Annotated in this window: 21 protein-coding genes and 2 pseudogenes; 17 read left to right on the top strand and 6 right to left on the bottom strand. The window is 60.0% G+C overall.

Annotation, left to right across the window (positions count from 1 at the left end):
* Nucleotides 1–8 precede the first annotated feature (8 nt).
* From IGW03_RS31980 to IGW03_RS31935, 9 genes and pseudogenes are all read left to right on the top strand, one after another.
* Nucleotides 9–3,164 carry an efflux RND transporter permease subunit gene (locus IGW03_RS31980; protein ID WP_194726504.1) on the top strand — a complete coding sequence of 1,052 codons (3,156 nt, stop codon included), beginning with the start codon at nucleotides 9–11 and terminating at the stop codon, nucleotides 3,162–3,164.
* Between the two features lie 3 nt (nucleotides 3,165–3,167).
* Complete coding sequence (locus IGW03_RS31975) at nucleotides 3,168–4,625, top strand: efflux transporter outer membrane subunit (protein WP_194726503.1); 1,458 nt, start codon at nucleotides 3,168–3,170, stop codon at nucleotides 4,623–4,625.
* Nucleotides 4,622–5,449 carry an MlaA family lipoprotein gene (locus tag IGW03_RS31970; RefSeq protein WP_194726502.1) on the top strand — a complete coding sequence of 276 codons (828 nt, stop codon included), beginning with the start codon at nucleotides 4,622–4,624 and terminating at the stop codon, nucleotides 5,447–5,449. Before IGW03_RS31975 ends, IGW03_RS31970 begins: the two co-directional genes overlap by 4 nt.
* Before the next feature lie 313 nt (nucleotides 5,450–5,762).
* Nucleotides 5,763–7,259 carry an ArnT family glycosyltransferase gene (locus tag IGW03_RS31965; RefSeq protein WP_194726501.1) on the top strand — a complete coding sequence of 499 codons (1,497 nt, stop codon included), beginning with the start codon at nucleotides 5,763–5,765 and terminating at the stop codon, nucleotides 7,257–7,259.
* Nucleotides 7,260–8,189, top strand: a complete 930-nt coding sequence (locus IGW03_RS31960) for a glycosyltransferase family 2 protein (protein ID WP_151639379.1) — start codon at nucleotides 7,260–7,262, stop codon at nucleotides 8,187–8,189.
* On the top strand, nucleotides 8,137–9,093 hold the full coding sequence (locus IGW03_RS31955) for a lysylphosphatidylglycerol synthase transmembrane domain-containing protein (protein WP_151639378.1): 957 nt from the start codon (nucleotides 8,137–8,139) through the stop codon (nucleotides 9,091–9,093). The genes IGW03_RS31960 and IGW03_RS31955 overlap by 53 nt, the downstream gene beginning before the upstream one ends.
* On the top strand, nucleotides 9,090–10,133 hold the full coding sequence (locus tag IGW03_RS31950) for an NAD-dependent epimerase/dehydratase family protein (protein ID WP_194726499.1): 1,044 nt from the start codon (nucleotides 9,090–9,092) through the stop codon (nucleotides 10,131–10,133). Before IGW03_RS31955 ends, IGW03_RS31950 begins: the two co-directional genes overlap by 4 nt.
* A 193-nt stretch (nucleotides 10,134–10,326) precedes the next feature.
* Nucleotides 10,327–11,623, top strand: a pseudogene (locus IGW03_RS39135) (ISAzo13 family transposase).
* A gap of 62 nt (nucleotides 11,624–11,685) precedes the next feature.
* Nucleotides 11,686–11,889, top strand: a complete 204-nt coding sequence (locus tag IGW03_RS31935) for a hypothetical protein (RefSeq protein WP_194726496.1) — start codon at nucleotides 11,686–11,688, stop codon at nucleotides 11,887–11,889.
* Nucleotides 11,890–12,614: 725 nt separating this feature from the next.
* Here the strand turns inward: IGW03_RS31935 and IGW03_RS31930 are convergent.
* Nucleotides 12,615–13,403 (bottom strand): helix-turn-helix domain-containing protein, encoded by a 789-nt coding sequence (locus IGW03_RS31930; protein WP_194726495.1) that lies wholly within the window; start codon nucleotides 13,401–13,403, stop codon nucleotides 12,615–12,617.
* Between the two features lie 445 nt (nucleotides 13,404–13,848).
* Between IGW03_RS31930 and IGW03_RS31925 the strand changes: the two genes are divergently transcribed.
* Nucleotides 13,849–15,501: a 3-(methylthio)propionyl-CoA ligase gene (locus IGW03_RS31925; RefSeq protein ID WP_194726494.1), complete on the top strand. Its 1,653-nt coding sequence runs from the start codon at nucleotides 13,849–13,851 to the stop codon at nucleotides 15,499–15,501.
* Nucleotides 15,502–15,535: 34 nt separating this feature from the next.
* On the opposite strand, the gene IGW03_RS31920 is transcribed toward IGW03_RS31925, so the two are convergent.
* The gene (locus tag IGW03_RS31920) at nucleotides 15,536–15,724 is read right to left on the bottom strand and encodes a hypothetical protein (protein ID WP_194726493.1); all 189 of its coding nucleotides are present in this window, start codon (nucleotides 15,722–15,724) and stop codon (nucleotides 15,536–15,538) included.
* Here IGW03_RS31920 and IGW03_RS31915 point away from each other — a divergent pair.
* The 7 genes from IGW03_RS31915 (at nucleotide 15,705) to IGW03_RS31885 (ending at nucleotide 20,262) form a co-directional block, all read left to right on the top strand.
* Nucleotides 15,705–16,073, top strand: coding sequence for an alpha-hydroxy-acid oxidizing protein (locus tag IGW03_RS31915; protein WP_194726492.1), 369 nt, complete (start codon nucleotides 15,705–15,707; stop codon nucleotides 16,071–16,073). The genes IGW03_RS31920 and IGW03_RS31915 overlap by 20 nt on opposite strands.
* A gap of 166 nt (nucleotides 16,074–16,239) precedes the next feature.
* Nucleotides 16,240–17,100 (top strand): acyl-CoA thioesterase, encoded by an 861-nt coding sequence (locus IGW03_RS31910; protein WP_194726491.1) that lies wholly within the window; start codon nucleotides 16,240–16,242, stop codon nucleotides 17,098–17,100.
* Between the two features lie 147 nt (nucleotides 17,101–17,247).
* Entirely contained in the window at nucleotides 17,248–17,481 is a 234-nt protein-coding gene (locus IGW03_RS39130) for a helix-turn-helix domain-containing protein (RefSeq protein ID WP_194726490.1), read from the top strand.
* A gap of 171 nt (nucleotides 17,482–17,652) precedes the next feature.
* Complete coding sequence (locus IGW03_RS31900) at nucleotides 17,653–18,639, top strand: aldo/keto reductase (protein WP_151639468.1); 987 nt, start codon at nucleotides 17,653–17,655, stop codon at nucleotides 18,637–18,639.
* A gap of 5 nt (nucleotides 18,640–18,644) precedes the next feature.
* Nucleotides 18,645–19,454, top strand: coding sequence for an SDR family NAD(P)-dependent oxidoreductase (locus IGW03_RS31895; protein WP_151639467.1), 810 nt, complete (start codon nucleotides 18,645–18,647; stop codon nucleotides 19,452–19,454).
* Between the two features lie 218 nt (nucleotides 19,455–19,672).
* Nucleotides 19,673–20,086 carry a hypothetical protein gene (locus IGW03_RS31890; RefSeq protein ID WP_151639466.1) on the top strand — a complete coding sequence of 138 codons (414 nt, stop codon included), beginning with the start codon at nucleotides 19,673–19,675 and terminating at the stop codon, nucleotides 20,084–20,086.
* Between the two features lie 38 nt (nucleotides 20,087–20,124).
* Nucleotides 20,125–20,262, top strand: a complete 138-nt coding sequence (locus tag IGW03_RS31885; protein ID WP_267253648.1) for a hypothetical protein — start codon at nucleotides 20,125–20,127, stop codon at nucleotides 20,260–20,262.
* Between the two features lie 317 nt (nucleotides 20,263–20,579).
* Here the strand turns inward: IGW03_RS31885 and IGW03_RS31880 are convergent.
* The 4 genes and pseudogenes from IGW03_RS31880 to IGW03_RS31865 all read right to left on the bottom strand — a co-directional run.
* Nucleotides 20,580–21,386, bottom strand: a pseudogene (locus tag IGW03_RS31880) (IS110 family RNA-guided transposase); the annotation flags it as partial.
* 80 nt (nucleotides 21,387–21,466) lie between these two features.
* Entirely contained in the window at nucleotides 21,467–23,050 is a 1,584-nt protein-coding gene (tnpC, locus tag IGW03_RS31875; protein WP_194726489.1) for an IS66 family transposase, read from the bottom strand.
* A 29-nt stretch (nucleotides 23,051–23,079) separates the two neighbouring features.
* The gene (gene tnpB / locus IGW03_RS31870; protein WP_194726488.1) at nucleotides 23,080–23,427 is read right to left on the bottom strand and encodes an IS66 family insertion sequence element accessory protein TnpB; all 348 of its coding nucleotides are present in this window, start codon (nucleotides 23,425–23,427) and stop codon (nucleotides 23,080–23,082) included.
* A complete protein-coding gene (locus IGW03_RS31865; protein ID WP_194726487.1) occupies nucleotides 23,424–23,735 on the bottom strand; it encodes a transposase in 312 nt (103 codons plus the stop codon). The genes tnpB and IGW03_RS31865 overlap by 4 nt, the downstream gene beginning before the upstream one ends.
* Nucleotides 23,736–23,850: the final 115 nt, after the last annotated feature.

Here is a 23,850-nt window from a genome sequence, read left to right as displayed (position 1 = left end):
GCAAACGAATGGGAAAATATTTTATTGATCGCCCGGTCTTTGCCTGGGTGATCGCGGTCTTTATATTGCTCGCTGGCATTCTGTCGATCACGGGCCTGCCGGTGGCGCAATATCCGACCATTGCACCGCCAGCGGTGCAGATCACCGCCATCTATCCGGGTGCCACTGCGCAGACCTTGGAAAACAGTGTTACCAGCCTGATCGAGCAGGAGCTCAACGGCGCACCAGGCCTGCAGTACATGGAGTCGCAGAGCCAGGGCAACGGTCAGGCACAGATCACCGCCACCTTCACCCCAGGAACCAACATTGACCTGGCCGCGGTCGAGGTGCAGAACCGCATGCGCCGGGTGGAATCACGTCTACCGCAACCGGTCACCCAGCAGGGCGTACAGGTCACAAAGGCCCGCAGCAACTTCCTGGCAGTGGTAACTCTGTCGTCCAAGGACGGCAGCATGGACCCGATTGCACTTGGCGACTACCTGTCTCGCAACGTGCTCAACGAAATCAAGCGGGTTCCGGGCGTCGGCGAGGCAATTCTGTTCGGCACCGAAAGCGCGATGCGCATCTGGATCGATCCGGACAAACTGGTGGGATACAAGCTCACGCCCACCGATGTCGCTAACGCCATCCGCGCGCAGAACGCACAGGTCGCCTCCGGCAGTTTGGGCGAACTACCCTCTCCAGGCAGCCAGCAGATTACCGCGCCCATTGTGGTCACCGGCCAGCTTACCACAGCGGAGCAGTTCGGAAACATCGTGCTGCGGGCCAATACCGACGGCTCCGTAGTCCGTCTGCGCGACGTCGCGACGGTGGAACTGGGCGGTCAGGCCTATGCGACTTCGGCACGCACCGATGGCAATCCGTCGTCTGCGATCGGTATCCAGCTATCGCCGACCGCCAACGCGCTCGGCACCGCCACCGCAGTACGCGCCAAGATGGAACAGCTGTCGAAGTTCTTCCCGGCTGGCATTCAGTATGAGATTCCATACGACACCTCCAAGTTCGTCGAGATTTCAATCGAGGAAGTGGTCAAGACGCTACTCGAAGCGGTGGTGCTGGTGTTCCTGGTAATGTACCTGTTCCTGCAGAATATCCGCTACACGCTCATTCCGACCATCGTAGTGCCGGTGACGCTGATGGGCACCTTTGCCACGATGTATGTGTTTGGCTTTTCCATCAATGTGCTGACCATGTTCGGCATGGTGTTGGCTATCGGCATCTTGGTCGACGATGCGATCGTGGTCGTGGAGAACGTCGAGCGCATCATGAGCGAGGAAGGGCTTTCACCCGCCGAAGCTACGCGCAAGGCGATGGGCCAGATCACCGGCGCTATCATCGGCATCACGCTGGTTCTGATCGCAGTATTTATCCCGATGGCGTTCTTCGGCGGTGCCGTGGGTGCGATCTACCGCCAATTCTCGCTGTCGATGGTGGCCTCAATCGCATTCTCGGCATTGATGGCGCTAACGCTTACGCCAGCCCTATGCGCCACCCTACTTAAGCCCGTGGAAGCGGGCCACCACCACGAGAAGCGCGGCTTCTTCGGCTGGTTTAACCGCAAGTTCAACGCCGCCACCAACGGTTACGAGCGCGCGGTGGTGTCAATGCTCGGCAAGACAGGTCGCTACATGGTGGTCTACGGCCTGATCCTTGCCGTGGTCGGCTTGCTGTTCATGCGTCTGCCATCGTCCTTCCTACCTAACGAAGACCAAGGTTACATTCTGACCAACATCCAGCTACCAGCGGGCGCCAGCGCCAATCGTACGCAGGACGTCGTCAAGCAGGTGGAAGGCCATTTCCTGAAGCAGCCCGGCGTCGAACATATCATTTCGATAATTGGCTTTTCCTTCTCCGGTAGCGGCCAGAACGCGGGCATTGCCTTCGTTCCGCTCAAGGACTGGGACGAGCGCGGCGAAGACACCGCCGACAAGATCGCCGGCAAGGCCATGGGCGTGCTGATGGGGATCAAGGATGCGATCGTGTTCGCGCTCAATCCGCCACCGATCCCGGAACTGGGCAACGCGACTGGCTTCAACTTCCGGCTGCAGGACCGTGGCGGCATGGGGCGCGAGGCATTGCTCGCCGCGCGCAACCAGCTGCTCGGCATGGCAAGACAGAGCAAGCTCGTTACCGGCGTGCGTCCTGAAGGCCTGGAAGATGCGCCGCAGCTGCAGGTCGACGTGGACCGTGACAAGGCCAGCGCCCTCGGTGTGTCCTTCGCCGACATCAACAACACGCTGTCGGCCGCGCTTGGCTCATCCTACCTCAACGACTTCCCCAACCAGGGCCGCCAGCAGCGCGTGATCCTGCAGGCGGAATCCACGCAGCGGGTAAAGCCGGAAGACCTGGGCAACCTGTATGTGCGTAATGCCGTCGGTGATATGGTGCCGCTGGCGACCTTTATCTCGGCCAAGTGGATCAATGGTCCGGTACAAATCGTGCGCTACAACGGCTACCCGGCGATGAAAATCGCCGGCCAGGCCGCGCCCGGCTTCAGCTCGGGCGACGCGATGGCGGAGATGGAACAGCTCGCCGCCAAGCTGCCGGTCGGCTTCGGTTTCGAATGGACCGGGCAGTCGCTCGAGGAGCGCACCTCCGGCGCCCAGATGCCGATGCTGATGGCACTGTCTCTGCTGGCGGTGTTTCTGGTGCTGGCCGCGCTGTACGAGAGCACATCGATTCCACTGTCGGTGATGCTGGTGGTGCCTCTCGGCGTGCTCGGCGCCGTGCTCGGCGTGACCCTGCGCGGCATGCCCAACGACGTCTATTTCAAAGTCGGCCTGATCACCATCATCGGCCTGTCGGCGAAGAATGCGATCCTGATCATCGAGTTCGCCAAGGACTTGCAGGCGCAAGGCAAGGGATTGATCGAATCGGCCGTGGAAGCCGCCAAGCTGCGCTTTCGCCCAATCATCATGACCTCTCTGGCCTTCATCCTCGGCGTGCTGCCTCTGGCTATTGCCAGCGGCGCCGGCTCGGCCAGTCAGCGCGCCATCGGTACCGGCGTGATGAGCGGCATGATCAGCGCCACCGTGCTGGCCGTGTTCCTGGTCCCGGTGTTCTTCGTCGTGGTGCGCCGCCTGTTCAAGGGCAGCAAGCGCCAGCAGGAATTCTGGGCTGCCCATTCACCGCAACCCGCCCCGCAAGCCGAAAGGGGCGTCTGAACCATGCTGAAGATACGCAACTCCGTTTCCATCCTGCTCGCCGCGGGCATCCTGAGCGCCTGTTCGCTTGTGCCACGCTATGAGCGCCCGGCCGCGCCGATCGCCAACACCTATCCGCCCGAGCCGGTGGCCACCGCCACCGCCACCGCCACCGCCGACACCGGCTGGCGCGAGTTCTTCCAGGACCCGCGGCTGCAGGCGCTGATCGAATCGACCCTGGCCAACAACCGCGACCTGCGGGTGGCCGCCCTGCGCATCGAGGAAGCCCGCGCGCAGTACAACATCGTCTCGGCCGACCTGCTGCCCAACTTCAATGCGGCGCTGGCCGGTTCGCGCGGCAGGACTTCCGCCGCCACCTCGCCGCTCGGCACCTCGGCGGTGTCCACCAGCTACCAGGTCGGCCTCAACCTTGCCGCCTTCGAACTGGACTTCTTCGGCCGCGTGCGAAGCCTGAACGAGGCGGCGCTAGCACTGTTCTTAGCGACCGAAGAGGCGCGCCGCTCGGCGCAGATCAGCCTGGTGGCCGAAGTCGCCAAGGCCTACCTGGCCGAACGCGCATTTGCGGAACAGCAGGAGCTGGCGCAGCGCACCCTCAATGCACGCGAAACCGGCTATAAGCTGGCCCAACAGCGCTTTGAAGTCGGCGCCTCGTCGGCGTTGGACCTGCGCCAACAAGAAGTGCTGGTGCAGACCGCGCGCGCAACGCGGGCCGGCTTGGTGCGCCAGCGTGCGCAGGCACAGAATGCACTGGCCCTGTTGGCTGGTCAGCCGCTGGCCGAACTGCCACCGGCGCGCAGCCTGTCGGAACAGAACATCGTCGCCGAGCTTCCGCCCGGCCTGCCGTCCGACCTGCTGATCCGCCGTCCCGACATTCGCGCTAGCGAACTGCAGCTCATCGGCTCCAACGCCAACATTGGCGCCGCCCGCGCAGCCTTCTTTCCGCGCATATCGCTCACTGCGGGCATCGGCAGCGCCAGCGGCGAACTGGGCGACCTGTTCGAGGCCGGCACCCGCACCTGGTCGTTCGTCCCGCAACTGGTACTGCCGATCTTCGACGCCGGCCGCAATCGCGCCAACCTATCACTCGCCGAGGTGCGCAACAACATCGCCGTGGCCAACTACGAAAAGACGATCCAGGTGGCTTTCCGCGAAGTCTCCGATGCCCTGGTCGCGCGCGGCGCCATCGACGAGCAGATCGATGCTCAGCGCCGGGTGGTGGAAGCGCAGGCTGACCGGCTCCGGTTGGCCGAACAGCGTTTCCAGGGCGGCATCGCCAGCTCGCTCGAAGTGCTCGACGCGCAGCGTGAACTGTTCTCGGCCGAGCAATCGCTGGTGCAGACCCGCCAGCTGCGGCTAACGAATGCAGTGGACCTGTATCGCTCGCTTGGCGGAGGGTTGAACGAAGCCACGGTCCAGTCCTCTCTGAAACAAGCGACGGCAGGAGTGGAGAGTAATCAATGACAACGCATAAGACGGCAGTGATCGTGCTGCTGATAGCTTTATCCCTGCCCGGCTGCGCTACCTTAGGGGACAACCCCCACGACCCGTTCGAGAGCTACAACCGTGCCGTGTTTAACTTCAACGACAAGGTCGACCAGATTGCGGTCAAGCCCGCTGCCGAAGCGTATCGCGCAACCCTGCCGAGATTCGTGCAGACGGGCATCAGCAACTTCTTCGGCAATCTCGGTGACGTCTGGATCGCCGCCAACAATTACATGCAGGGCAAGTTCGAGCACGGCATCAACGACACGATGCGGTTCGCGGTCAATTCCACGCTCGGCCTCCTCGGAGTGCTCGATATCGCAACCGAGGCGGGCCTGCCCAAGCACAGCGAGGACTTCGGCCAGACGCTGGGCAAGTGGGGCGTGCAATCCGGGCCGTACTTCGTGCTGCCGCTGCTCGGCCCGTCCACGGTACGCGACTCGCTCGCGACGCCACTCGATCTCGCCGCTGACGGCTGGGCCTATGTTTCTTCCCAGCCTTGGACCGCTGCAGGCACCGTGACGCGCGTCGTGGACCTGCGTGCCCGCGCGCTCGACGCATCGAACCTGCTTGAAGCAGCCGCCCTCGACCGCTATGTGTTCGTCAGGGACGCCTACTTGCAGCGCCGCCAGAATCGGGTGCACGACGGCCAAGTGCCGGCGCCCCAATATGAATACAACCTTGGGCCCACTGTGGAGTCGGTGAAGGCGGGACTGCCGGGGCCAGAACCCGGCCGGTCTGCAGCGGTCAGACTGGAAAATTATGGTCCGCTGGAAAGCAGCGCCGCTGCCGGCAAAAAGTAGCTTGCCAGACAATGGTGCCGCTCGCTGCCTTCTATTCCTAGCTGAGCCGTTAAGCCCACGCGGTCCGTACACGTCGTCGCCGCTTGGCTGACTTGAGGTCAGCTGGAAAAAGTGTCTGCCGACGGTTCGTAGAATTGAGGTACGGAGGCATAGCTGAATCGAGTACCGAAAGCGGGTTATACGAAGGAATTCCGCGAGGAGGCAGTCAAGGCGGCAGAGGCGCATTATCGGAGCCGGTTCAGTCGAATTGGAACAGGAAGGGTTGACGTTGAATCCGGCAACCCGATGAAGAGAGATAGGTGTCGTGCATTCCTTGGCGGATAACGAAAAACATGCTTTCCGGACCCTGCCGCCCCGCGGCGGTGCGGTGTTCGTGCTGGCGCTTGGTGCCTATTTTCTGCTGCATCTCGTCATCCGCATCAACGTGTCCGACTTCCTGGATCTGGACGAGGCCGAAGCGGTCATTGCTTCCCGGGAACTTAGGGCAGGATATGGGTCGCAGCCTCCGTTGTACAACTGGTTGCAGTGGCTGATGTTCCAGCTATTCGGCCTCAACCTGTTCGCCCTCTCGGCGCTCAAGAACCTACTGTTGTTCGCCACATATTTGAGCATGTTCGGCCTGGGCAAGCCTCTGATCGGTACGCGCGGTGCCATGACGGCATCGGCTTCCTTGCTGCTTTTTCCGCAGATCGGCTGGGAATCGCAGCGCGATCTCACGCACTCGGTGCTGCTGACCACCTTAGCCTGCGCCACGCTCTGGTGCTATTTCGCCTTGCTGCGTAAGCCTGTCGCTGCGTACTACGCATTGTTCGGACTGTTGATCGGACTCGGGCTGCAGGCCAAGTACAACTTCGCGGTGTTTCTAGCCGGGCTGATGTCGGCCAGCCTCTTGGTGAAAGAGCACAGGCAGACCCTGTGGAATCGCAAGACGGGTATATCGGCGGCGATTGCATTCATGACGTTGTTGCCGCATGGGCTATGGTTGCTGAATAACCTGGGATCTGCGGTCAGCGGCACTCTCGATAAAATGGCCGAAGGCACTCAGCAAGCTGGCTTCGTTCGCAATGTGGCGACCGGAATGGCTAGCATGGTGACGGCGACATTTTCCTTCGTCGCGCTGGCAGCGATCATCTATGGTCTGGCTGGCCGTGATCAGTGGAAGCAGATCGAATTCCGCTGGCGCGATCCGCACGCCCGGTTCTTCATCGCGCTTTATGCAGGCTTTTTTCTTGTGCTGACCTGCGTGCTACTCTCCAGTGAAGTCGGCAAGATCAAGGATCGCTGGCTGCAGCCTCTGCTGTTTTCTCTGCCGTTGGCATGTTTCCTATGGTGGCCCGCACTAGCGCAGGGCGCCGTGTATCGGCGCATTCTGGCGGCAGTCGCCGTTGTCGCCATGATGATATTGCTGGCGATACCGTTGCGGGCTTACCTCGGGCCAGCCTTCAACAGGAATGTGCAATCGCTGCACCCGTATCCTGAATTGGCAGAGAAGCTCGCTCGCCGCTTTCCGAACGTGCCGATCATCACCGATGAAAAGCTGATTGCCGGCAATCTGTATTTCCAGCGGCCGGCATTGCGTACTCTACTGTCAGAAGACCTGCTGAAACGGCCCGGGACCTTGCCGGAAGAAGCCCTGATCGTCACGTATGGAAGCGATGGCAATGCTGAGTCCGACCTGCTGGAGCGTTTCCTGGCCACCTATCCCCGCTGCATGGTACAGGAGCAAGGCCAGCTCAACCTGCAGCTGCGTGGCAGCAGTGCGAAAAGCGTCGTTTTCTATTTTATTCTCATCGCTTTCCGGAAACCGTAAATGCTGCTTTCAGTCGTCATCCCGGTCATGAATGAACGAGACAATATCAATCTACTGACCGCACGCATCGCCGATGCGCTGGAGGGCGTCCGGCACGAAGTCATCTTCGTCGACGATGGCTCGCGCGACGGGACGCCGGCAGAAATTGAGCGCTGCGCCCGGCCCGGCACCCGTATTCTGGTGCTTAACCGGAACTATGGCCAAACCACGGCGATGGCGGCGGGCATCGATGCCGCGCAAGGCGACTTGATCGTCATGCTCGACGGCGACTTGCAGAACGACCCGCACGATATCCCGCTCATGATAAAGCGCCTGCAGGAAGAGGACTGCGATGTGGTTGCCGGAATACGCGCCAAGCGCCAGGACGGGCTGCTGCTGCGTAAGGCGCCCAGCAAGCTGGCGAACTGGCTCATCCGTCACATGACCGGCGTATACATCAGCGATTACGGCTGCACCCTCAAACTGTTCAAGAGCGACGTTGCCAAGAACCTGAGCCTCTACGGCGAACTGCACCGTTACATTCCGGTGCTGGCCAGCATGCACGGTGCGCGCTTGACGCAAATCGAGGTGCGCCATCATCCGCGCCATGCCGGCGTCTCCAAGTACGGCATCAACCGCACCCTCAAGGTCGTCAGCGATCTGCTGCTGATGGTGTTTCTTCAAAAATATGGCCAGCGACCGATGCATTTCTTCGGCGGCACCGGGATCATCCTGTTCCTGGCAGGTCTGCTGATCAACGCTTACCTGGCGGTGGATAAGCTGCTAGGCGAGTCGATCGGCGGGCGCCCGCTACTGTTCCTCGGCCTGCTGCTGGTTGTAGCCGGCATACAGCTCACCACGACTGGCTTCATCGCGGACCTGATCATGCGCACCTACTATGAATCTCAGAATAAAAGACCTTACAGCATCAAGAAGCAGATCGTCATCTGATTTTGTCTCAAGACCGCTCAAGTTTGTGGTCCAGTCGCTGGTCTCCCTCTGCCTAGTTGTTCTAGTGGTCTGGCAGATCGACTTGAGTCAGGTTGTATCGCTGGCGCTCGAGCCGCAGCACATGGCATGGCTACTGGCCGCACTGCTGCTATTCAACCTGTCGAAGATCGTCAGCGCCGTGCGGCTCAACCTGTATCAACGCCATGCCGGCATCCTGCTGAATGAATGGGAAAACCTGCGCCTGTACTACGCCGGCATGTTTCTGAACCTGTTCCTGCCCGGCGGCATCGGCGGCGACGGCTACAAGGTCCTGGTGCTGCACCGCCGCCAGGCCGCTCCGCTCAGGACGCTGCTGTGGGTCACGCTGGTCGACCGTGTCAGCGGTGTCCTGATCCTGCTTGTGCTGGTCTGCGTGCTGCTGCCTTTCGTCGATCCGCCATGGCATGAGGACGCGGTGCGCATGGCGGCTTTCGTCGGCGGCGCGGCGGTGGCCCTGGCCAGCGTGTGGCTGCACCATCGGCTGCTGCGGATGCACGGCGCGCGTATGGCGGCGGTGCTCGTCCATGGCCTGGCGGTGCAGTGCCTGCAGCTCGGCTGCATGGCGACTCTGCTGGCCTGCCTGCCAGTGGCCGCAGGCGATTATCCGGCCTTCCTGTGCATCTTCCTGCTGTCGTCCGTCGCGGCCGCCTTGCCATTGAGCATCGGCGGGCTGGGCGCGCGTGAAGTGGTCTTCCTGTACGGCTTGCAATTGTTGCGGCTCGACCCAGTACATGGGGTAGTGGCGTCGAGCGGATTTTTCCTGGTCACCGCGGCGTCGTCGCTGCTTGGCGCGCCGCTCATGGGAGGTTTTTCGACGAACGCAGCCGTCGGGGCGCCGGCGGGCTGCGCAAGGGAGGAAGGATGAAAAGAGACGACGAAACGGTCTTGGTAACGGGAGCGGCGGGCTTCATCGGCAGTCATGTTGCAGCCCGCCTGGCGGCCATGGGATGGCGCGTGGCCGCGTGCGACAATTTCAACGATTATTACTCGCCTCGGCTGAAGGCCGACCGGGTCGAAGCGCTGTTGCGTCTCCATGGGATAGCCTGCGAAAGGGTGGAGCTGTCGGACCGCGCCCAGGTCGACGAGCTGTTCCACAGGACCAGGCCTTCGCATGTGGTGCATCTGGCGGCGCAGGCGGGCGTCCGGCATTCGCTGGAGAATCCGGCAGCCTACATCGAGTCCAACCTCGTTGCCTTTTCGCATGTGCTGGAAGGCTGCCGGCGCTGGTGTCCCCGTCATTTGGTCTATGCGAGCAGCAGCAGCGTCTACGGCGCCAGCCACGATGTCCCATTCCGTGAAGACCACATGACGGATCAGCCAGTATCGTTGTACGCCGCGACCAAGAAATCCAACGAGCTGCTGGCATATTGCTACAGCCATCTGTTTGGCCTGCGCATGACCGGCCTGCGCTTTTTCACGGTGTACGGACCTTGGGGCCGGCCTGACATGGCCTATTTCAATTTCACCAGGAAAATGCTGAAGAGGGAGCCAATCCCGGTGTTCGCGCAAGGCTTGCTCAGCCGGGATTTCACCTATATCGACGACATCGTCGAGGGCGTGGTCCGTGTATTGACGGGACCACCGGCGGACGTTGAAGGAGCTGCGCACACTGTCTTGAATATCGGCAGCCATCAGCCAGTCCAAGTCATCGACTTCATTGCGAAGCTGGAAAAGGTGCTTGGCGTAAAGGCCGAGCTGGAATTCCTGCCCATGCAGCCCGGCGACGTGCCGGCGACATATGCCGATACGTCGCGCCTGCAGCAGATGGTCGGCTTTACTCCGTCGACCTCGCTGGAGGAGGGGCTGACCCGGTTCAGGGACTGGTTTGTAGAATGGAGCAATCTTCAATTCGATGTCGAAACAAGATTGGCCGCAAAGGGCTGTGGCCCACATGCGTCTGCATAGGCGGTTGCTGCTTTTGCTGCTCATGAACGATCGATTGCCACGCAGCATATTAGTTCTGATCATTGACGATGAGGTCAGCTGAAAAAAGTGTATGCCAACGGTTCGTAGGACTTGTTAAAAACACAAGATGGCGATTTGATGGTAGCAGGTGCACAATAGAATTCATGTCACTGGTTTCGCGAAGGAGACCGCCATGACGCATTCACCGGTACATCATTGCGAATGCCCGCTTTGCCAATCACCAACGCCGCATCCGGATCAAGCCTTTCATCACTACATTAACCTCTTTCTCAGCCGGCTCAATGAACCACAGCGGCGCTGGTTCGTGGCGTTGGAAGCCCTGCGTGTCGGCCATGGCGGCAAGCAGTTGCTGGCGCAAATCACCGGCATGAGTCCGACCACCATTTTGCGGGGGCGTCGTGAGCTCGAAGCAGATCTGGCCGGTTGTCCGGATTTCCATTTGCGTGCACCAGGCGGAGGCAGGCCTACCGCGCAAGAGCGCGATCCCGAATTGGAGCAAGCCCTGGAAACCGTGCTGGCATTGGAAACGGCGGGCGATCCCATGGGACGGCGTCCCATGGCCAAGCGCAGTTCATTACAGCACCTGAGCGCAGCACTGAAGAAAAAGGGGCATGCCGTCAGCCGTCCGACCGTCTCAAAACTGCTGCGCAAACTGAAGTATTCGCCGAAGGTCAATGCGCGGCGTACCGAAGTCCGGGGTGCTTCAGCGGCTCAGCGCCATGAGCAGTTTGACCATATCAATGAACAGCGCGAGGACTTTGGCACCACGAGGGATCCCATCATCAGCGTCGACACGAAAAAAAGAGCTAATTGGCGACTTTAAAAACGCGGGAAGAACGTGGCGCAAGGTGGCGGAGCCGGTGCTGGTGCATGACTGGCCGCAGGATGCGATTGGCCAGGCAATCCCCTATGGCGTCTATGAAGTCAGCGCGAATCGGGGCTTCGTCTGTGTGGGAGATTGCTTTGACACGCCACGCTTTGCGGTGGAGGCGATTGGCGACTGGTGGTTCTTCGAAGGACAAAAGCGTTATCGTGACGCGCATCGCCTATTGATCCTGGCCGATGCCGGTGGTTCAAACAGCTATCGATCTCGTGTATGGAAAGCACAGTTGCAGGAGCTCAGTGATATTGCGGCCCTGCCGATTACGGTGTGCCACTATCCTCCGGGTTGCTCGAAATGGAATCCGATCGAGCATCGCTTGTTCAGCCACATCAGCATGAATTGGGCGGGAGTGCCGCTACGGACGTTCGACACGATGATGAAATACATCGAAGGGACCGAAACGTGCACGGGGTTACGGGTCAGGGCGATCCTCAAGCGAGGCGGCAATGAACTGGGGGAACGCGTCTCGAATGACGAAATGCGAGCCTTGCGCATTGAGCCGCATGCTGTTTGCCCGCCATGGAACTATACGATTAGCCCACGGCCAACACAGCCACATCAAATTGACCAACTTATTTATTGCTAAGCTCTAAGTACCATGAGCGCCTACGTCTTCACGCTCAAGTGCACTCGCTGCGCGAAACGCTCTTGAGCATTGCACAAGCGTTACGTATTCTCGATCCGTCGACGTCCCTCACCGATCTGCAACCAATCCGATACCGTCCACCAGAGCACCTGCCCGGCGCCGCGCTGACCCGCGCCGTTCTTGCCGCGCTGCGGCGTGCTCAACCCGCGCTTCCACAGAAATATCGACGTATGCAAGCCATCATTCCCACTTTCATGTCCCTATGACACCGTCCGCGTCCCTGCGGAGGCGGAGGAGGTCCGAGACGTGTAACGGGGTGCCTAATGCGAAGTTCGTAGAGTAGTTGGCTGTCTTCCGTGAGATGAATAGTCCACTCTTCGCCGAACTCATCGTTCAGCCGCTCTCGCGCCTGGCGGTAACGCTTGTCGTCCAGGTCATTCCTGGAATCGTGACGCGCGTTCCACTTCGCCAGGCAACTGTGAATGACATTTTCCAGTTCGCTCTTCGTCATGTGCTTCACTTCTTTCACTACTCCCATTGCTAGGAATCTCGTCGTTCCCAGCTTTATCTTTTGGTTTAGATAGGGCTCGAAAACGCAACGCTGTCAGTCCATTCCGGGCATGCCGGATGAGCGAAAACGCACGCACGGATATGTCGGCGGAAAGAGAGGCGGCGGTTCTTGATCTATGCCGCGGCGCCTTGCCATCAGTTGTCGGTCCGGGCTTCCTGCTGAAAATCGGCGCCGCCTGCGCCGTCGTCATCGATGAAGGCGCGCGGGTAGAGCTCGGCCCAGGCGGCCAGGATGTCGTCTCGCGGCACGTCCGCGAACACGCCGCGCCCGTGGACATACTCCGCATGAAGGCGACCGGAACGCCGGTATCTTGCTCGACATACTTCAGCGTGGTGCCGTTGACCTGTGCCTGTCCCGTCCGCGGCATGGCAGCGCAACCGGCTAGCAGTAGGCTGGCGAACAGGGAAAAAAGCATTATTATCAGAAGCCGCGCATGTCGCATTGCGTCTTGTTCGTCAGATAGGACGGCGGCATGCCAAAGGCGGTCTGCCATGCCCGGGTGAAATGGGCAGAATCAGCAAAGCCTGCATCGTGGGCGAGATCAGTGAGACGCTTCGCGTCTGCGATCATGTTCAGGCACCGGTGCAGACGTGCCGAAAATTGATAGCTGCGCAGCGGCAGGCCGAAGGTCCGCATGAAGGTCCGCGACGCGGTCGCATAACTGACCTTCAACTCATCGGCGAGTTCGCCGAGGGTAAGGGCCGGGTTTTCCTGTAGCAACGCAACGAGATCCTCGCGGTAACACGGCGGCTTGCAGCGTATGCCCAGGCAGCCAGCGGCATTGCCGACAATGCTGTGGAAGAGACTTTGTATGCGGGCGCTCGGCAGGGAGCCGACGAACAGTTCCTCGAGATCGGCGTCATATTCGCGGTGAACGGCCGGCGATAGTTCATGGATAGCGTCCCGGGTGACGGCCGCCAGCGGCGCGAAAAGCGGATGTGCCGGCGTGATGTTGATACTGACCAGTTTGACGTCGACCGCGGCGAGCGAACGCGACACTTGGCAGCCAACGATAGCCGCGCGGACGCTTTTCATTTGCCCTGTCTCGCCGATCAGGAAACCGTTGCTATCGATAGTGATGAGGATGGTGATGTAGTTGCGGGATGTTGCCGGCGTCAGGACGTACGGGCTGGTAAAGATGAATCCTTCTTCGCCGAAAACATACACTCGGTCCTTTTGCTTTTCGGCCAGCAGGCCGAACGAGGGCATTCCTCGTGTTCGCATGGTCTGTCTCCCACTCTCTCGCCGCATGGCGGCTCTTTCGCTACGCCTCACCGTGCGCTGATGTATCGCCTGCTGCGGGTACATGCCGCGCTGCCGGCGATTGGCCCTGCCCATCAGCCGGGGTGCCGAACGCCGGCGCACAGTTATATTTTTACCCGATGCAAACCGCTTTTATGGGCAATGTAGCACGGCCGAGCAAGCGCTGCCAACCGAGCCATGCAATGCCGGCATTTCATATCAAAAAGTCATGAATTGCTCCCCCGGCCAGATCAACAAATAGATTCAATTCAGGCAGCGAAGGCGGTGGTAGACTAATTTTTCCCGGAAAGGAGCAGTGACGTTTACCGCAAGCCTCCCTGCGTGCCCGGGAAGCTAGTCTGCGCCGGAGGGAGTGGCTGGATCACACCAACGAGAGAGAGGTTTCAAGAAGATGGGGAACTACCCGAAGAGCCCAGTCATGGGACAGATGATGAGCGAGCCCTTGCTCATCTCCAGCATCATCGAGCATGCCGACCGCTACTGCGGCGCCAACGAAATCGTATCCCGCCGCGTCGAAGGTGACATCCATCGCTATACCTATCGTGACTGCCACAAGCGCGCGCGCCAGATGGCCAACGCGCTCGGCGGCCTCGGCGTGAAGATGGGCGACCGCGTGGCCACGCTGGCCTGGAACGGCTACCGCCACCTCGAGTTGTACTACGCGATTTCCGGGTCCGGCGCGGTGATGCATACCATCAACCCTCGCCTGCACCCGGAACAGATCGCCTACATCGCCAACCATGCCGAGGACCAGTACCTGTTCTTCGACCTGAATTTCCTGCCGCTGGTGGAAGCGTTTGCCGCCCACTGCAAGACGGTCAAGGGCTATGTGATGATGTGCGCACGTGACCGCATGCCGGCCGAGAGCAAGATCGCCAACCTGCTGTGCTACGAGGATCTGATCGAGGCCAGCTCGGATAATTACGAATGGCCGCTGTTCGACGAAAACTCCGCTTCCAGCCTGTGCTACACCTCGGGCACGACCGGCAATCCCAAGGGCGCGCTCTATTCGCATCGCTCGACGGTCCTGCATTCCTATGCCTCGGCCATGCCGGATGCCCTGAACGTCTCCGCGCGCGACGTCGTGCTGCCGGTGGTGCCGATGTTCCACGTCAATGCCTGGGGCCTGCCGTACTCGGTGCCGCTGACCGGCGCCAAGATGGTCTTTCCGGGACCTGCGCTGGATGGAAAATCGCTGTTCGAGCTGTTCGAGCAGGAGCAGGTGACATTCTCCGCGGGCGTGCCGACGGTCTGGCTCGGGTTGCTGACCCATGTTGGCCAGAACAACCTCACGTTCTCATCCTTCAAGCGCACGGTGATCGGCGGATCGGCCTGCCCGCCGGCGATGATGAAGGCCTTCCGCGAACAGTACGACGTGGAGGTGGTGCATGCCTGGGGCATGACCGAAATGTCGCCGCTGGGGACGGCCTGCACGCTGCAGGCGCATCACCTGACCCTGCCGCCGGAAAAGCAGCAGGCCATCCTGGAGAAACAGGGTCATGCGATTTTCGGCGTGGACATGAAGATCGTCGGCGACGACGGCAAGGAACTGCCGTGGGACGGCAAGACCTACGGCAACCTACTAGTCAAGGGACCGTGGATCATCAGCAGCTATTTCAAGAACGAGGGCGGTGACGTGCTGGAGGAAGGCTGGTTCCCGACCGGCGACGTGGCTACCATCGACCCCGACGGCTACATGCAGATCACGGACCGTAGCAAGGACGTGATCAAGTCCGGCGGCGAGTGGATCGGTTCGATCGACCTGGAGAACATCGCCATGGCACATCCGGCTGTGCAGCAGGCCGCCTGCATTGGCGTTTTTCATCCGAAATGGGATGAGCGGCCGCTGCTGGTGGTGGTGAAGAAGCCGGGCGCGGAAGTGACGAAGGAAGAGCTGATCAGGTTCTACGACGGCAAGATTGCAAAGTGGTGGACGCCGGATGACGTCGCATTCGTCGATGCACTGCCGATCGGCGCTACCGGCAAGGTCTTGAAGAACCGCATACGCGAGCAATTCAAGGATTACAAGCTGCCTGCCACGTGATCCACCGGCCGGTGACTGGTGCGGCTGCCCGTTCCTAGGCGCCGGCACGGCGCGGTGCAGCACGCTGCCCATAGATAAACGGATTGGAGAAGGAATCGGGCATTTCGGCGACTTCCAGTACGAGATCTACTTCAAGCCACTGCAAGGCATCCTGCGGCGATTGCCTGTCGACTTCCGGACACTGGAGGCGCACTACGGCGGCAATGACGCCGTCGGTGCTCAACTATGCACACGGTGGCTGCAGCGATGACGCGACGCAGAACGGCAATGGCGCCGCCTTCAGCCACTCGAGCATCATGCCGCGGATGATGGTAAACTATTGTAAATATGAGGTGTCGATCGAGTTGTTCGGCCTGCGCTCCCCTAGCCAGTTGATCACAGTGCCGGTTGGCGTGACCGGCCTGTGCATTCAGAACGGCCACGGCGACCTTGCCGCGGTTCGGGTCTCGGTCCTCACGCAGGTTGCGTTGGTGGCATCGACACTATCCAACGATCCTCTGGAAACGATGGCGCAAACCCTTGGCGACAAGCCGGGATTTTTCCAGCTTTACACCGCAAGGACAAGGCGCTGACGGAAATCCTCGTGCGCCGCGCCGAAGCGATCCGTACAAGAAACCGCAGTAAATCTTGTTCGAGACCGATCCCGGCTGCAATAAGTAACCGGTTCGTCGTTAAACGTCATCTCCAACCAAATGACCCTATTGCTGGCGCCGCGTGGCCGGCTGCTTATATTTTTCTATGATTGACACTTCGCTTTACGACACCGATACGGTCCTCAATGTCCTCCGTGTTGAAAACCTTGACAAGGATCGATTCGTCGGAAAAAGCCACTTCATGGGGAGCCCGCGCGTTTTTGGCGGCCAAGTACTTGGACAATCCTTGTATGCTGCTTCAACCACTGTGGACGGCCGCCCCCCGCACTCGATGCATGCGATGTTCCTTCTGCCCGGCGACCTACATCTACCTATCGTGTATCTGGTCGAGCGGGTGCGTGACGGGGGCACCTTCAGCACTCGGCGCGTTGTAGCCACTCAGGAGGGCCGTCGTCTATTCGTGATGTCGGCATCCTTCCAAGCTCCGGAAGATGGTCTTTCACATCAGAAGTCCAGTGGTGAAAACCGAGATCCAGATACGATGCCCAGCTCGCTGGAAAGCTGGAAGCAGCGGGGGGAAGCGCAGGGCATAGCCTACTATCCAGTGCCGGTCGATTTTCGTGGATATCCTGACGGGGACATCTTCAATGCTGGCGTCAGCGTGCCGCACAAGCGGGTATGGATGCGAGCGCCACGCAAGATCGATGATGATTATAGAATTCACCAAGCACTGTTTGCGTACGTATCGGACTATGGCTTACTCAGCACCTGTCTGCAGCCACACGGCTATAAGGTGGGCGACCCGCGGCTACAGCTTGCCAGCCTGGATCACTCAATTTGGTTCCATCGGCCCTTCCGCATGGACGACTGGCTGCTATTTGTGATGGACAGCCCCAATGCATCAGGCGGACGTGGGCTTACCCTAGGCCACGTCTATAATCGGCTAGGGGAGATGGTAGCAACCATGGCCCAAGAAGGGATGATCCGGGTACGTGAGACAAGGTAACAGTATCCTTTCCAGGCTTATACCAAATCCGAACATAAGCGAACCGCGTGTGGCGGTGGAGGTCTGAAGAAGACACGGTTCTGTCCCGTAGGCGGCCATGTAGACGCCAGAAGCGTTGCAGGGACTGCAACAATACAACTTCGACTTGTGCTTACTAGGGAAGAACCGAACGGGCGACGACGGCTGCGCTATATCGCCCTGGCGCATTTGAAGGGAGGCAAGAGCTATACCGATGTGGCCGCCGCCCTGCGTACCACTCGTCATACCGTCGCACGCTGGGAGAGATGGTTCGAACGCGATGGCCTCAAGGGCTTGGCTAGCAAGCGCCGCTATTGGTGCAATCAGCAGCTACCTAGAACGCAGAAAGAGGAGCCTGTATAAGGATGATGCTGGAGTGAATCGATCAGAAGCAGCCCGAGCACGGCTGGCCCTTGAGCAGACGACGGTCATTCACGTGAGCAGGACTGCCTCGGCGAATCAACGCACCAGGAACCCGAGATTATCGTGATTGTCGAATGCATTTCTTTAAAGAATGCCAACAGGAGAATTCAAATGAAGATGCGCACACTGGGACGACAAGGCTTGACGGTTTCCGCGCTCGGTCTCGGCTGCATGGGCATGTCGGAGTTCTATGGCCGCGGTGACGAAGCAGAATCGATTGCCACCCTTCACCGCGCGCTCGAATGCGGCATTAACTTTCTGGATACGGCCGACATGTACGGTCCGTTCACCAACGAGAAGCTGGTCGGCAAGGCGATCCGCGACCGGCGCGATCAGGTGGTCCTCGCAACCAAGTTTGGCAACGTGCGCGGCGACAACGGCGAGTTTCTCGGTGTGCGCGGCGATCCGGAGTATGTGAAGCAGGCCTGCGATGCCTCCCTGCAGCGGCTAGGTGTCGACCATATCGACCTGTATTATCAGCATCGGGTCGATCCCAATGTGCCCATTGAGGAAACCATCGGCGCAATGGTGGATCTGGTGCAAGCAGGCAAGGTGCGCTTTCTCGGCATGTCCGAAGCTGCGCCGGAGACGATCCGGCGCGCACACCAGGTCCATCCAATCAGCGCGCTACAGACCGAGTATTCGCTCTGGAGCCGCGACCCCGAGCAAGCCATCCTGCCTGCCATGCGCGAACTTGGAATCGGCTATGTCGCGTACAGTCCGCTCGGGCGCGGGTTCTTGACCGGCCAAATCACGCGCATCGAGGACCTCGACGAGAGCGACTACCGGCGCCATTCGCCGCGCTTTCAGGGCGAGAACTTCCAGCGCAACCTGGATTTGGTGACCGAAGTTGGGCGCATCGCTGCAGAGAAGGGCTGCACCCCGGCCCAGCTCGCGCTCGCCTGGGTTCTGGCGCAGGGCGAAGATATCGTGGCGATCCCCGGCAGCAAGAGGCGGCCGCATCTGGAGGACAACGTTCGTGCGCTTGACGTCCGACTGAGCACTGAGGACCTCGCCCGTATTGACCGTATTCTGCCACCCGGCGCTGCCGCCGGAGAACGTTATGCCGCGCCGCAAATGCAGGCCTTGAACCGATGAGCCCCATGGACCGGCAAACACTGGACGGGCGCGTCGTGATCGTCACCGGCGGCGGACGCGGGCTGGGACGGGCGATGACCCAGGGGTTGGCTCGGGCCGGAGCGTGCGTGGTCGCCACTGCCGCACGGGAAAGCGCCGAACTGGAACAGGTGGCCGCCGAGATTCATGCAGAGTGCGGCGACCAGCGTGTGCTGCCGGTAATCGCGGATGTGCGCATTGCAGAGGATTGCGAACGGGTCGTGAACGCGGCGCTGGCGCGCTGGCAGCGTCTGGACGTTCTGGTCAACAATGCCGGACGCGGCATGAAGTACGCCAGCGAGCGTTTTCTTGTCGAGCCACCCCGGTTCTGGGAAGTACAGCCGGAGATCTGGCGCATGGTGATTGATACCAACGTGAACGGCCCTTTTCTGATGGCGCGCGCCGCCGTTCCGCACCTTTTACGCGCCGGCTGGGGACGCATCGTTAACATCTCGATGAACTACGAAACCATGCGCCGGCGCGGCTTTTCGCCTTACGGTCCGTCCAAGGCCGCGCTGGAATCCGAAACCATCATCTGGGCGCAGGATCTGGAAGGCACCGGTGTAACGGTCAACGCACTGCTTCCTGGCGGAGTAACCGCGACCGGCATGATCCCGCCGGCCCTGCCCGATGCAGTACGCGCTACACTGCTCGATCCGCAGATCATCGTGCCGCCACTGTTGTGGCTGGTCTCGGCGGATTCGGATGGCATCAACGGCCGCCGCGTGCTCGCCAACCACTGGAACGGCAGCAATCCGGCGCCTGCGATCGACGAGGCCGGCTGGACGCGTTCCTGACGCCTACGCCGAATTAAAATTTACTGAAGAGTAAAGTGGACCCGATCCAGTGGAGAAGGCATCGCCCTATCACTGACTGTCATACGAACCGGCGTGCCGCGTACGGCGCCGCGCAAACCCAGCCGGCGCATTGGGCTTGTCATACAACAACATGGTGATTTGCTGAGAATAGGGGGAGAATCGGTTTCATGGCATCAGTCGCTGATAAGGAGGCTGCCATGGCAACGTCGTCGATTCACCAGTGCACCTGCCCAATCTGTCGGTCAGGGCGGCAGCATCCTGACCGGGTCTATCATCATCACATCAATGTCCTCATGAGCCGGCTCAGCGAACCACAGCGGCGCTGGTTCGCTGCCGTGGAGGCGTTACATATCGGGCAGGGCGGTAAGCAGTTGCTGGCACGGATCACTGGCATGAGTCCAACGACGATTCTGCGTGGATGCGTTGAGATCAAGGCTGACCTAACTCAGGCTCCTGATGTTCACTTGCGTGCGGCAGGTGGAGGCCGGCCCGCTGCTGAAGACCAGGATCCTGGACTTGAAGCGGCACTGCTCGAACTGCTCGAGTCTGAAACCGCTGGGGATCCCATGGGGCGCCGCGCCAAGGCCAGCGCAGTTCGCTGCGACATTTAAGTCAGGCACTCACAGCACGAGGCCATCCGGCGAGCCGCATGACGGTTGCAAAATTGCTGCACAAATTCGAGTTCTCCCCGAAGGCCAATGCGCGCCGCGCAGAAGCTAGGGGAGCATCTCCCAAAGAACGCAACGAGCAGTTTGAGCATATTGGTGAGCAACGCACCCAGTTTTAAGCCACAGGCGACCCTATCATCATCGTCGACACGAAAAAAATCTATGGTCACCCTCCTTTTTGCAAGAGTAGATTTTAGGTGGTTTGATTGGCTTGCGTAAATCTATCCGGCGTCTGGTTGGAGATCGTTTCTCCGCGCCACGATGAAAGTCGCGCCTGGCAGTCCTTAAAAGAATTTCGACCTCGAAGGCCAATTTTTTTCTCAGGTTTTCCACCAGGCCGTTGTGCCATTCATGTCATCCAATTTCTACAGTCGCAAAACCAGGTAGGTGCTTCATACTTCTTAAACTTACATACTGCTTAGGCTGCTATGGGCACCTACGCAGCATGATATTCACTGCGGCGGAAAGCCATTGACCAGACTGTACGGGCCAACCTGTTTGCCAATGCACACGCCACGACATTAGAATGGCGCCGTGTAAGCATCGCACGCACCCAGTCGGCCAAGATTCCTTTTTGTTTATCGAGGTGCATCATGTACGCTCTGGCACATTGCACCAGCAGACATCTCAGATTTTTATCGCCGCGTTTACTAATGCCAAGCAGGTTGGCTCGCCCGCCGGTACTGTACTGCTTCGGCACCAATCCTATTGATGCTGCAAAATCCCGTGCACAGCCATACTGCTTTCCATCGCCTAGTTCGGCCGAAAGCAGACTAGCGGTGATTGGTCCCACACCCGGCGCTCCCATCAGCCGCTGCCCCAGGTCGTCTTCCTGCAACTGGCGCCGCAGGTCCTGTTCCACCTCGGTGATTTGCTCGTCCAAATATTTGTAATGCGAATGTAGACGTTCGAGAATGGAAATCAGCCGTGCTGGCAGAGGGTGTTCCGCCAGCACGGAAGGAAGACGTTTGATCACCCCTGGACCGACGGGTAGGCTGACGCCAAACTCCAGCAGAAAGCCATGAATCTGATTGCAAGCCTTGACCCGGTCACGTACGAGCGACTCACGCACACGATGCAGAGCGCTCAAAATTTGCTGCGCTTCAGTTCTTGGTGACACAAAGCGCATGTTAGGACGAGAGGCAGCTTCACAAATCGCTTCTGCATCAATGGCATCGTTCTTATTGCCTTTGACGAACGGGCGGACAAATTGAGGACTAATAAGCTTAACGTGATGGCCGAACATTATCGTAAGCGTGGCACCAGCAACGTCTTGACGCCGTTATCGGTTTTTGCGCGGAGGATGTTGCGAGGTTATAGGTATCAGAGCGATACGCTGGCGAGTTTGTCAGCCACATTCCACGGTAACAACTCGCCAATCCGGTTCACCGGGTGATCAGCGATGTGCGTCAGCACATAGCGCAGATAGGCTTGCGGATCAATGCCATTGAGCCCGGCACTGCCGATGAGCGAGTACATCGCCGCAGCACGTTCGCCACCGCTATCCGAACCCAGGAACAGGAAGTTCTTGCGACCGAGAGAGACCCCGCGCAATGCATTCTCGGCAATGTTGTTGTCGATCTCCACTTGGCCGTTCTCGCAATAATATGCCAAGGCCTTCCAGTGGTTGAGCATGTAGTTGATCGCTTTGGCCGTGTCCGAATGCCGCGATAGTGTCAACAGCCGCTCCTGCAGCCAGGCATGCAGACTCTCCAATAACGGTCGTGCCTGTAGGTGCCGTACAGCCAGGCGCTGGTCCGGCGGTTGGCCTCGGATTTGGGCTTCGATTGCGTACAGCTCGCCAATGCGGCGCAGTGCTTCGGTCGTGGTGGCCGTGGCTCCGCCGACATGCACGTCATGCAGCTTGCGTCTTGCATGCGCCATGCAGGCCGCTTCCCGGATGCGCCCATCGGCATAGACTTCGTTGTAGCCAGCATAGGCGTCGGCCTGCAACACGCCGCTGAACTGGGCAAGATGTGACTGCGGATGCTGTCCCTGGCGCGTTGCGGTGTAGGCAAACCATACCGCTGGCGGCGCGCTCGATCCGGCATTGCGGTCGTCCCGCACATAAACCCAGAACCGGCCGGTGCGGGTCTTGCCATTGCCGGGAGCCAGAACCTGCACCGGCGTGTCGTCACCATGTACCTTGCCTGGCGCCAGCACGTACTGACGCAGCGCTTGCACCAGCGGATCGAACAAGGCGCCGCAACTGCCTACCCAGCGCGCCATGGTGGAGCGATCCAGATCCACGCCATCGCGTGCATAGATGACCGATTGCCGGTATAAGGGTTGATGGTCGGCAAACTTGGAGACCAGGATATGGGCCAGCAGGCCAGGCGCTGCAATGCCGCGCTCGATCGGACGGCTCGCTGCTGGGGGCTGCACAATGACGTCGCAGCAGGCGCATGCCTTCTTGCGGCGGACATGGCGAATCACCTTGAAGGCGGCGTGGATCAGGTCAAGCTGCTCGGACACCTCTGCACCCAGCGGTTTGAGTTGCCCGCCGCAAGAAGGACATGCCTGTTCGGCAGGCTCAAGAATGCGGTCTTCGCGCGGCAGATGCGCCGGTAGTTGTTGACGTGGCGTGGACGGCTTGCTCACCGGCGCCTTGGATGTTGGTGTTATCTCGGACTCGGGTTGCGTGCCTTCCTCAGCCAGTAGATCTTCCAGGCGCGTCTCGAGCTGCTCGATCTGCCGGTCCAGCTTCTCGGATTTGCGGCCAAACTGCATGCGCTTGAGCTTGGCCAGTTGCAGATGGAGCTGTTCGATCTCCAACGTCCTTACGCTCAGTGCCTGCTCCAGTGTCGAAACTGTGTCACGCAACTGCTGCAGCTCGCCGTCACGTTGGCGCAGCAGCGCCTTGAGGGCTTCGATATCATCTGGCAAGGAACCGGCATCGGCTGACATGCGTGCAGTTTACGCATGTCGGCCGACGTTTACAACATCGACAGTGCAGGCGCCGTTCGCTCAGGCTGCTTCCAGTTGATCCCTTCGAGCAGCATCGACAACTGGGCTGGCGTCAAATGCACCTTGCCGCTGTCGGCTTGCGGCCAGACGAAGTGCCCTCGTTCGAGCCGTTTGGCAAACAGGCAAAGGCCATCACCGGTAGCCCACAGCAGTTTGACCACATGGCCACGTCGTCCCCGGAAGACGAAGACGTGGCCAGCAAAGGGGTCTTCCGCGAGTGTTGCCTGCACCTTCGCGGCCAGCCCATTGAAGCCACAGCGCATGTCGGTCACCCCGGCAGCAATCCAGATGCGTGTGCCCGCCGGCAGCGTCATCATCGGTTCAGGCTGGACAGCACAGTGCCCAGCACGGCTATATCGACATGGCCTTGTACCCGCACCACGGCCTGGGCAAACCGGATCTCGATGGTGCCGGTCAACGATGAAGCTTCGGAAGCTGAGCTGGGTTCCTGGCACTGGGACACAGGATCGGCTACTGTGGTGGGCTCCGATTGCAGTGTCACCGGAAGAAATGTCGCTGGGGGAGGTGATGCATCAAATTGGCCAGCTCGGTACTGACGCCGCCATTTGAACAACATGTTGGCGTTGACGCCGTGCTGCAGCGCTAGTTTGGCGTAAGCGATCAATAAACACGCCCCTCTATATACAGGGGTGACGCTTGAGGATCAGCGGAGATCTGTTGGCATGTTCCAAGGCAGGAGCGCGTCGTAGTCGTCGACGTTATTGGCCTGGGGTAGTTTT

The sequence above is a fragment of the Noviherbaspirillum malthae genome, from assembly GCF_015352985.1.
Lineage (GTDB): Bacteria > Pseudomonadota > Gammaproteobacteria > Burkholderiales > Burkholderiaceae_D > Noviherbaspirillum > Noviherbaspirillum malthae.
Note: the sequence above shows the minus strand (reverse complement) of the source record. Positions and strands in the feature narration are given on the sequence as shown.

Excerpts from the sequence above, each read along its gene's own strand:
- IGW03_RS31975 (WP_194726503.1), top strand. The coding sequence starts at position 3,168 with ATGCTGAAGATACGCAACTCCGTTTCCATCCTGCTCGCCGCGGGCATC.
- IGW03_RS31910 (WP_194726491.1), top strand. The coding sequence starts at position 16,240 with ATGATTGACACTTCGCTTTACGACACCGATACGGTCCTCAATGTCCTC.
- IGW03_RS31950 (WP_194726499.1), top strand. The coding sequence starts at position 9,090 with ATGAAAAGAGACGACGAAACGGTCTTGGTAACGGGAGCGGCGGGCTTC.
- tnpB (WP_194726488.1), bottom strand. The coding sequence starts at position 23,427 with ATGATGACGCTGCCGGCGGGCACACGCATCTGGATTGCTGCCGGGGTG.
- IGW03_RS31900 (WP_151639468.1), top strand. The coding sequence starts at position 17,653 with ATGAAGATGCGCACACTGGGACGACAAGGCTTGACGGTTTCCGCGCTC.
- tnpC (WP_194726489.1), bottom strand. The coding sequence starts at position 23,050 with ATGTCAGCCGATGCCGGTTCCTTGCCAGATGATATCGAAGCCCTCAAG.
- IGW03_RS31970 (WP_194726502.1), top strand. The coding sequence starts at position 4,622 with ATGACAACGCATAAGACGGCAGTGATCGTGCTGCTGATAGCTTTATCC.
- IGW03_RS31980 (WP_194726504.1), top strand. The coding sequence starts at position 9 with ATGGGAAAATATTTTATTGATCGCCCGGTCTTTGCCTGGGTGATCGCG.
- IGW03_RS31960 (WP_151639379.1), top strand. The coding sequence starts at position 7,260 with ATGCTGCTTTCAGTCGTCATCCCGGTCATGAATGAACGAGACAATATC.
- IGW03_RS31885 (WP_267253648.1), top strand. The coding sequence starts at position 20,125 with ATGACGGTTGCAAAATTGCTGCACAAATTCGAGTTCTCCCCGAAGGCC.
- IGW03_RS31890 (WP_151639466.1), top strand. The coding sequence starts at position 19,673 with ATGGCAACGTCGTCGATTCACCAGTGCACCTGCCCAATCTGTCGGTCA.
- IGW03_RS31955 (WP_151639378.1), top strand. The coding sequence starts at position 8,137 with ATGAATCTCAGAATAAAAGACCTTACAGCATCAAGAAGCAGATCGTCA.
- IGW03_RS31915 (WP_194726492.1), top strand. The coding sequence starts at position 15,705 with ATGACGCCGTCGGTGCTCAACTATGCACACGGTGGCTGCAGCGATGAC.
- IGW03_RS31895 (WP_151639467.1), top strand. The coding sequence starts at position 18,645 with ATGGACCGGCAAACACTGGACGGGCGCGTCGTGATCGTCACCGGCGGC.
- IGW03_RS31930 (WP_194726495.1), bottom strand. The coding sequence starts at position 13,403 with ATGCCCTCGTTCGGCCTGCTGGCCGAAAAGCAAAAGGACCGAGTGTAT.
- IGW03_RS31925 (WP_194726494.1), top strand. The coding sequence starts at position 13,849 with ATGGGGAACTACCCGAAGAGCCCAGTCATGGGACAGATGATGAGCGAG.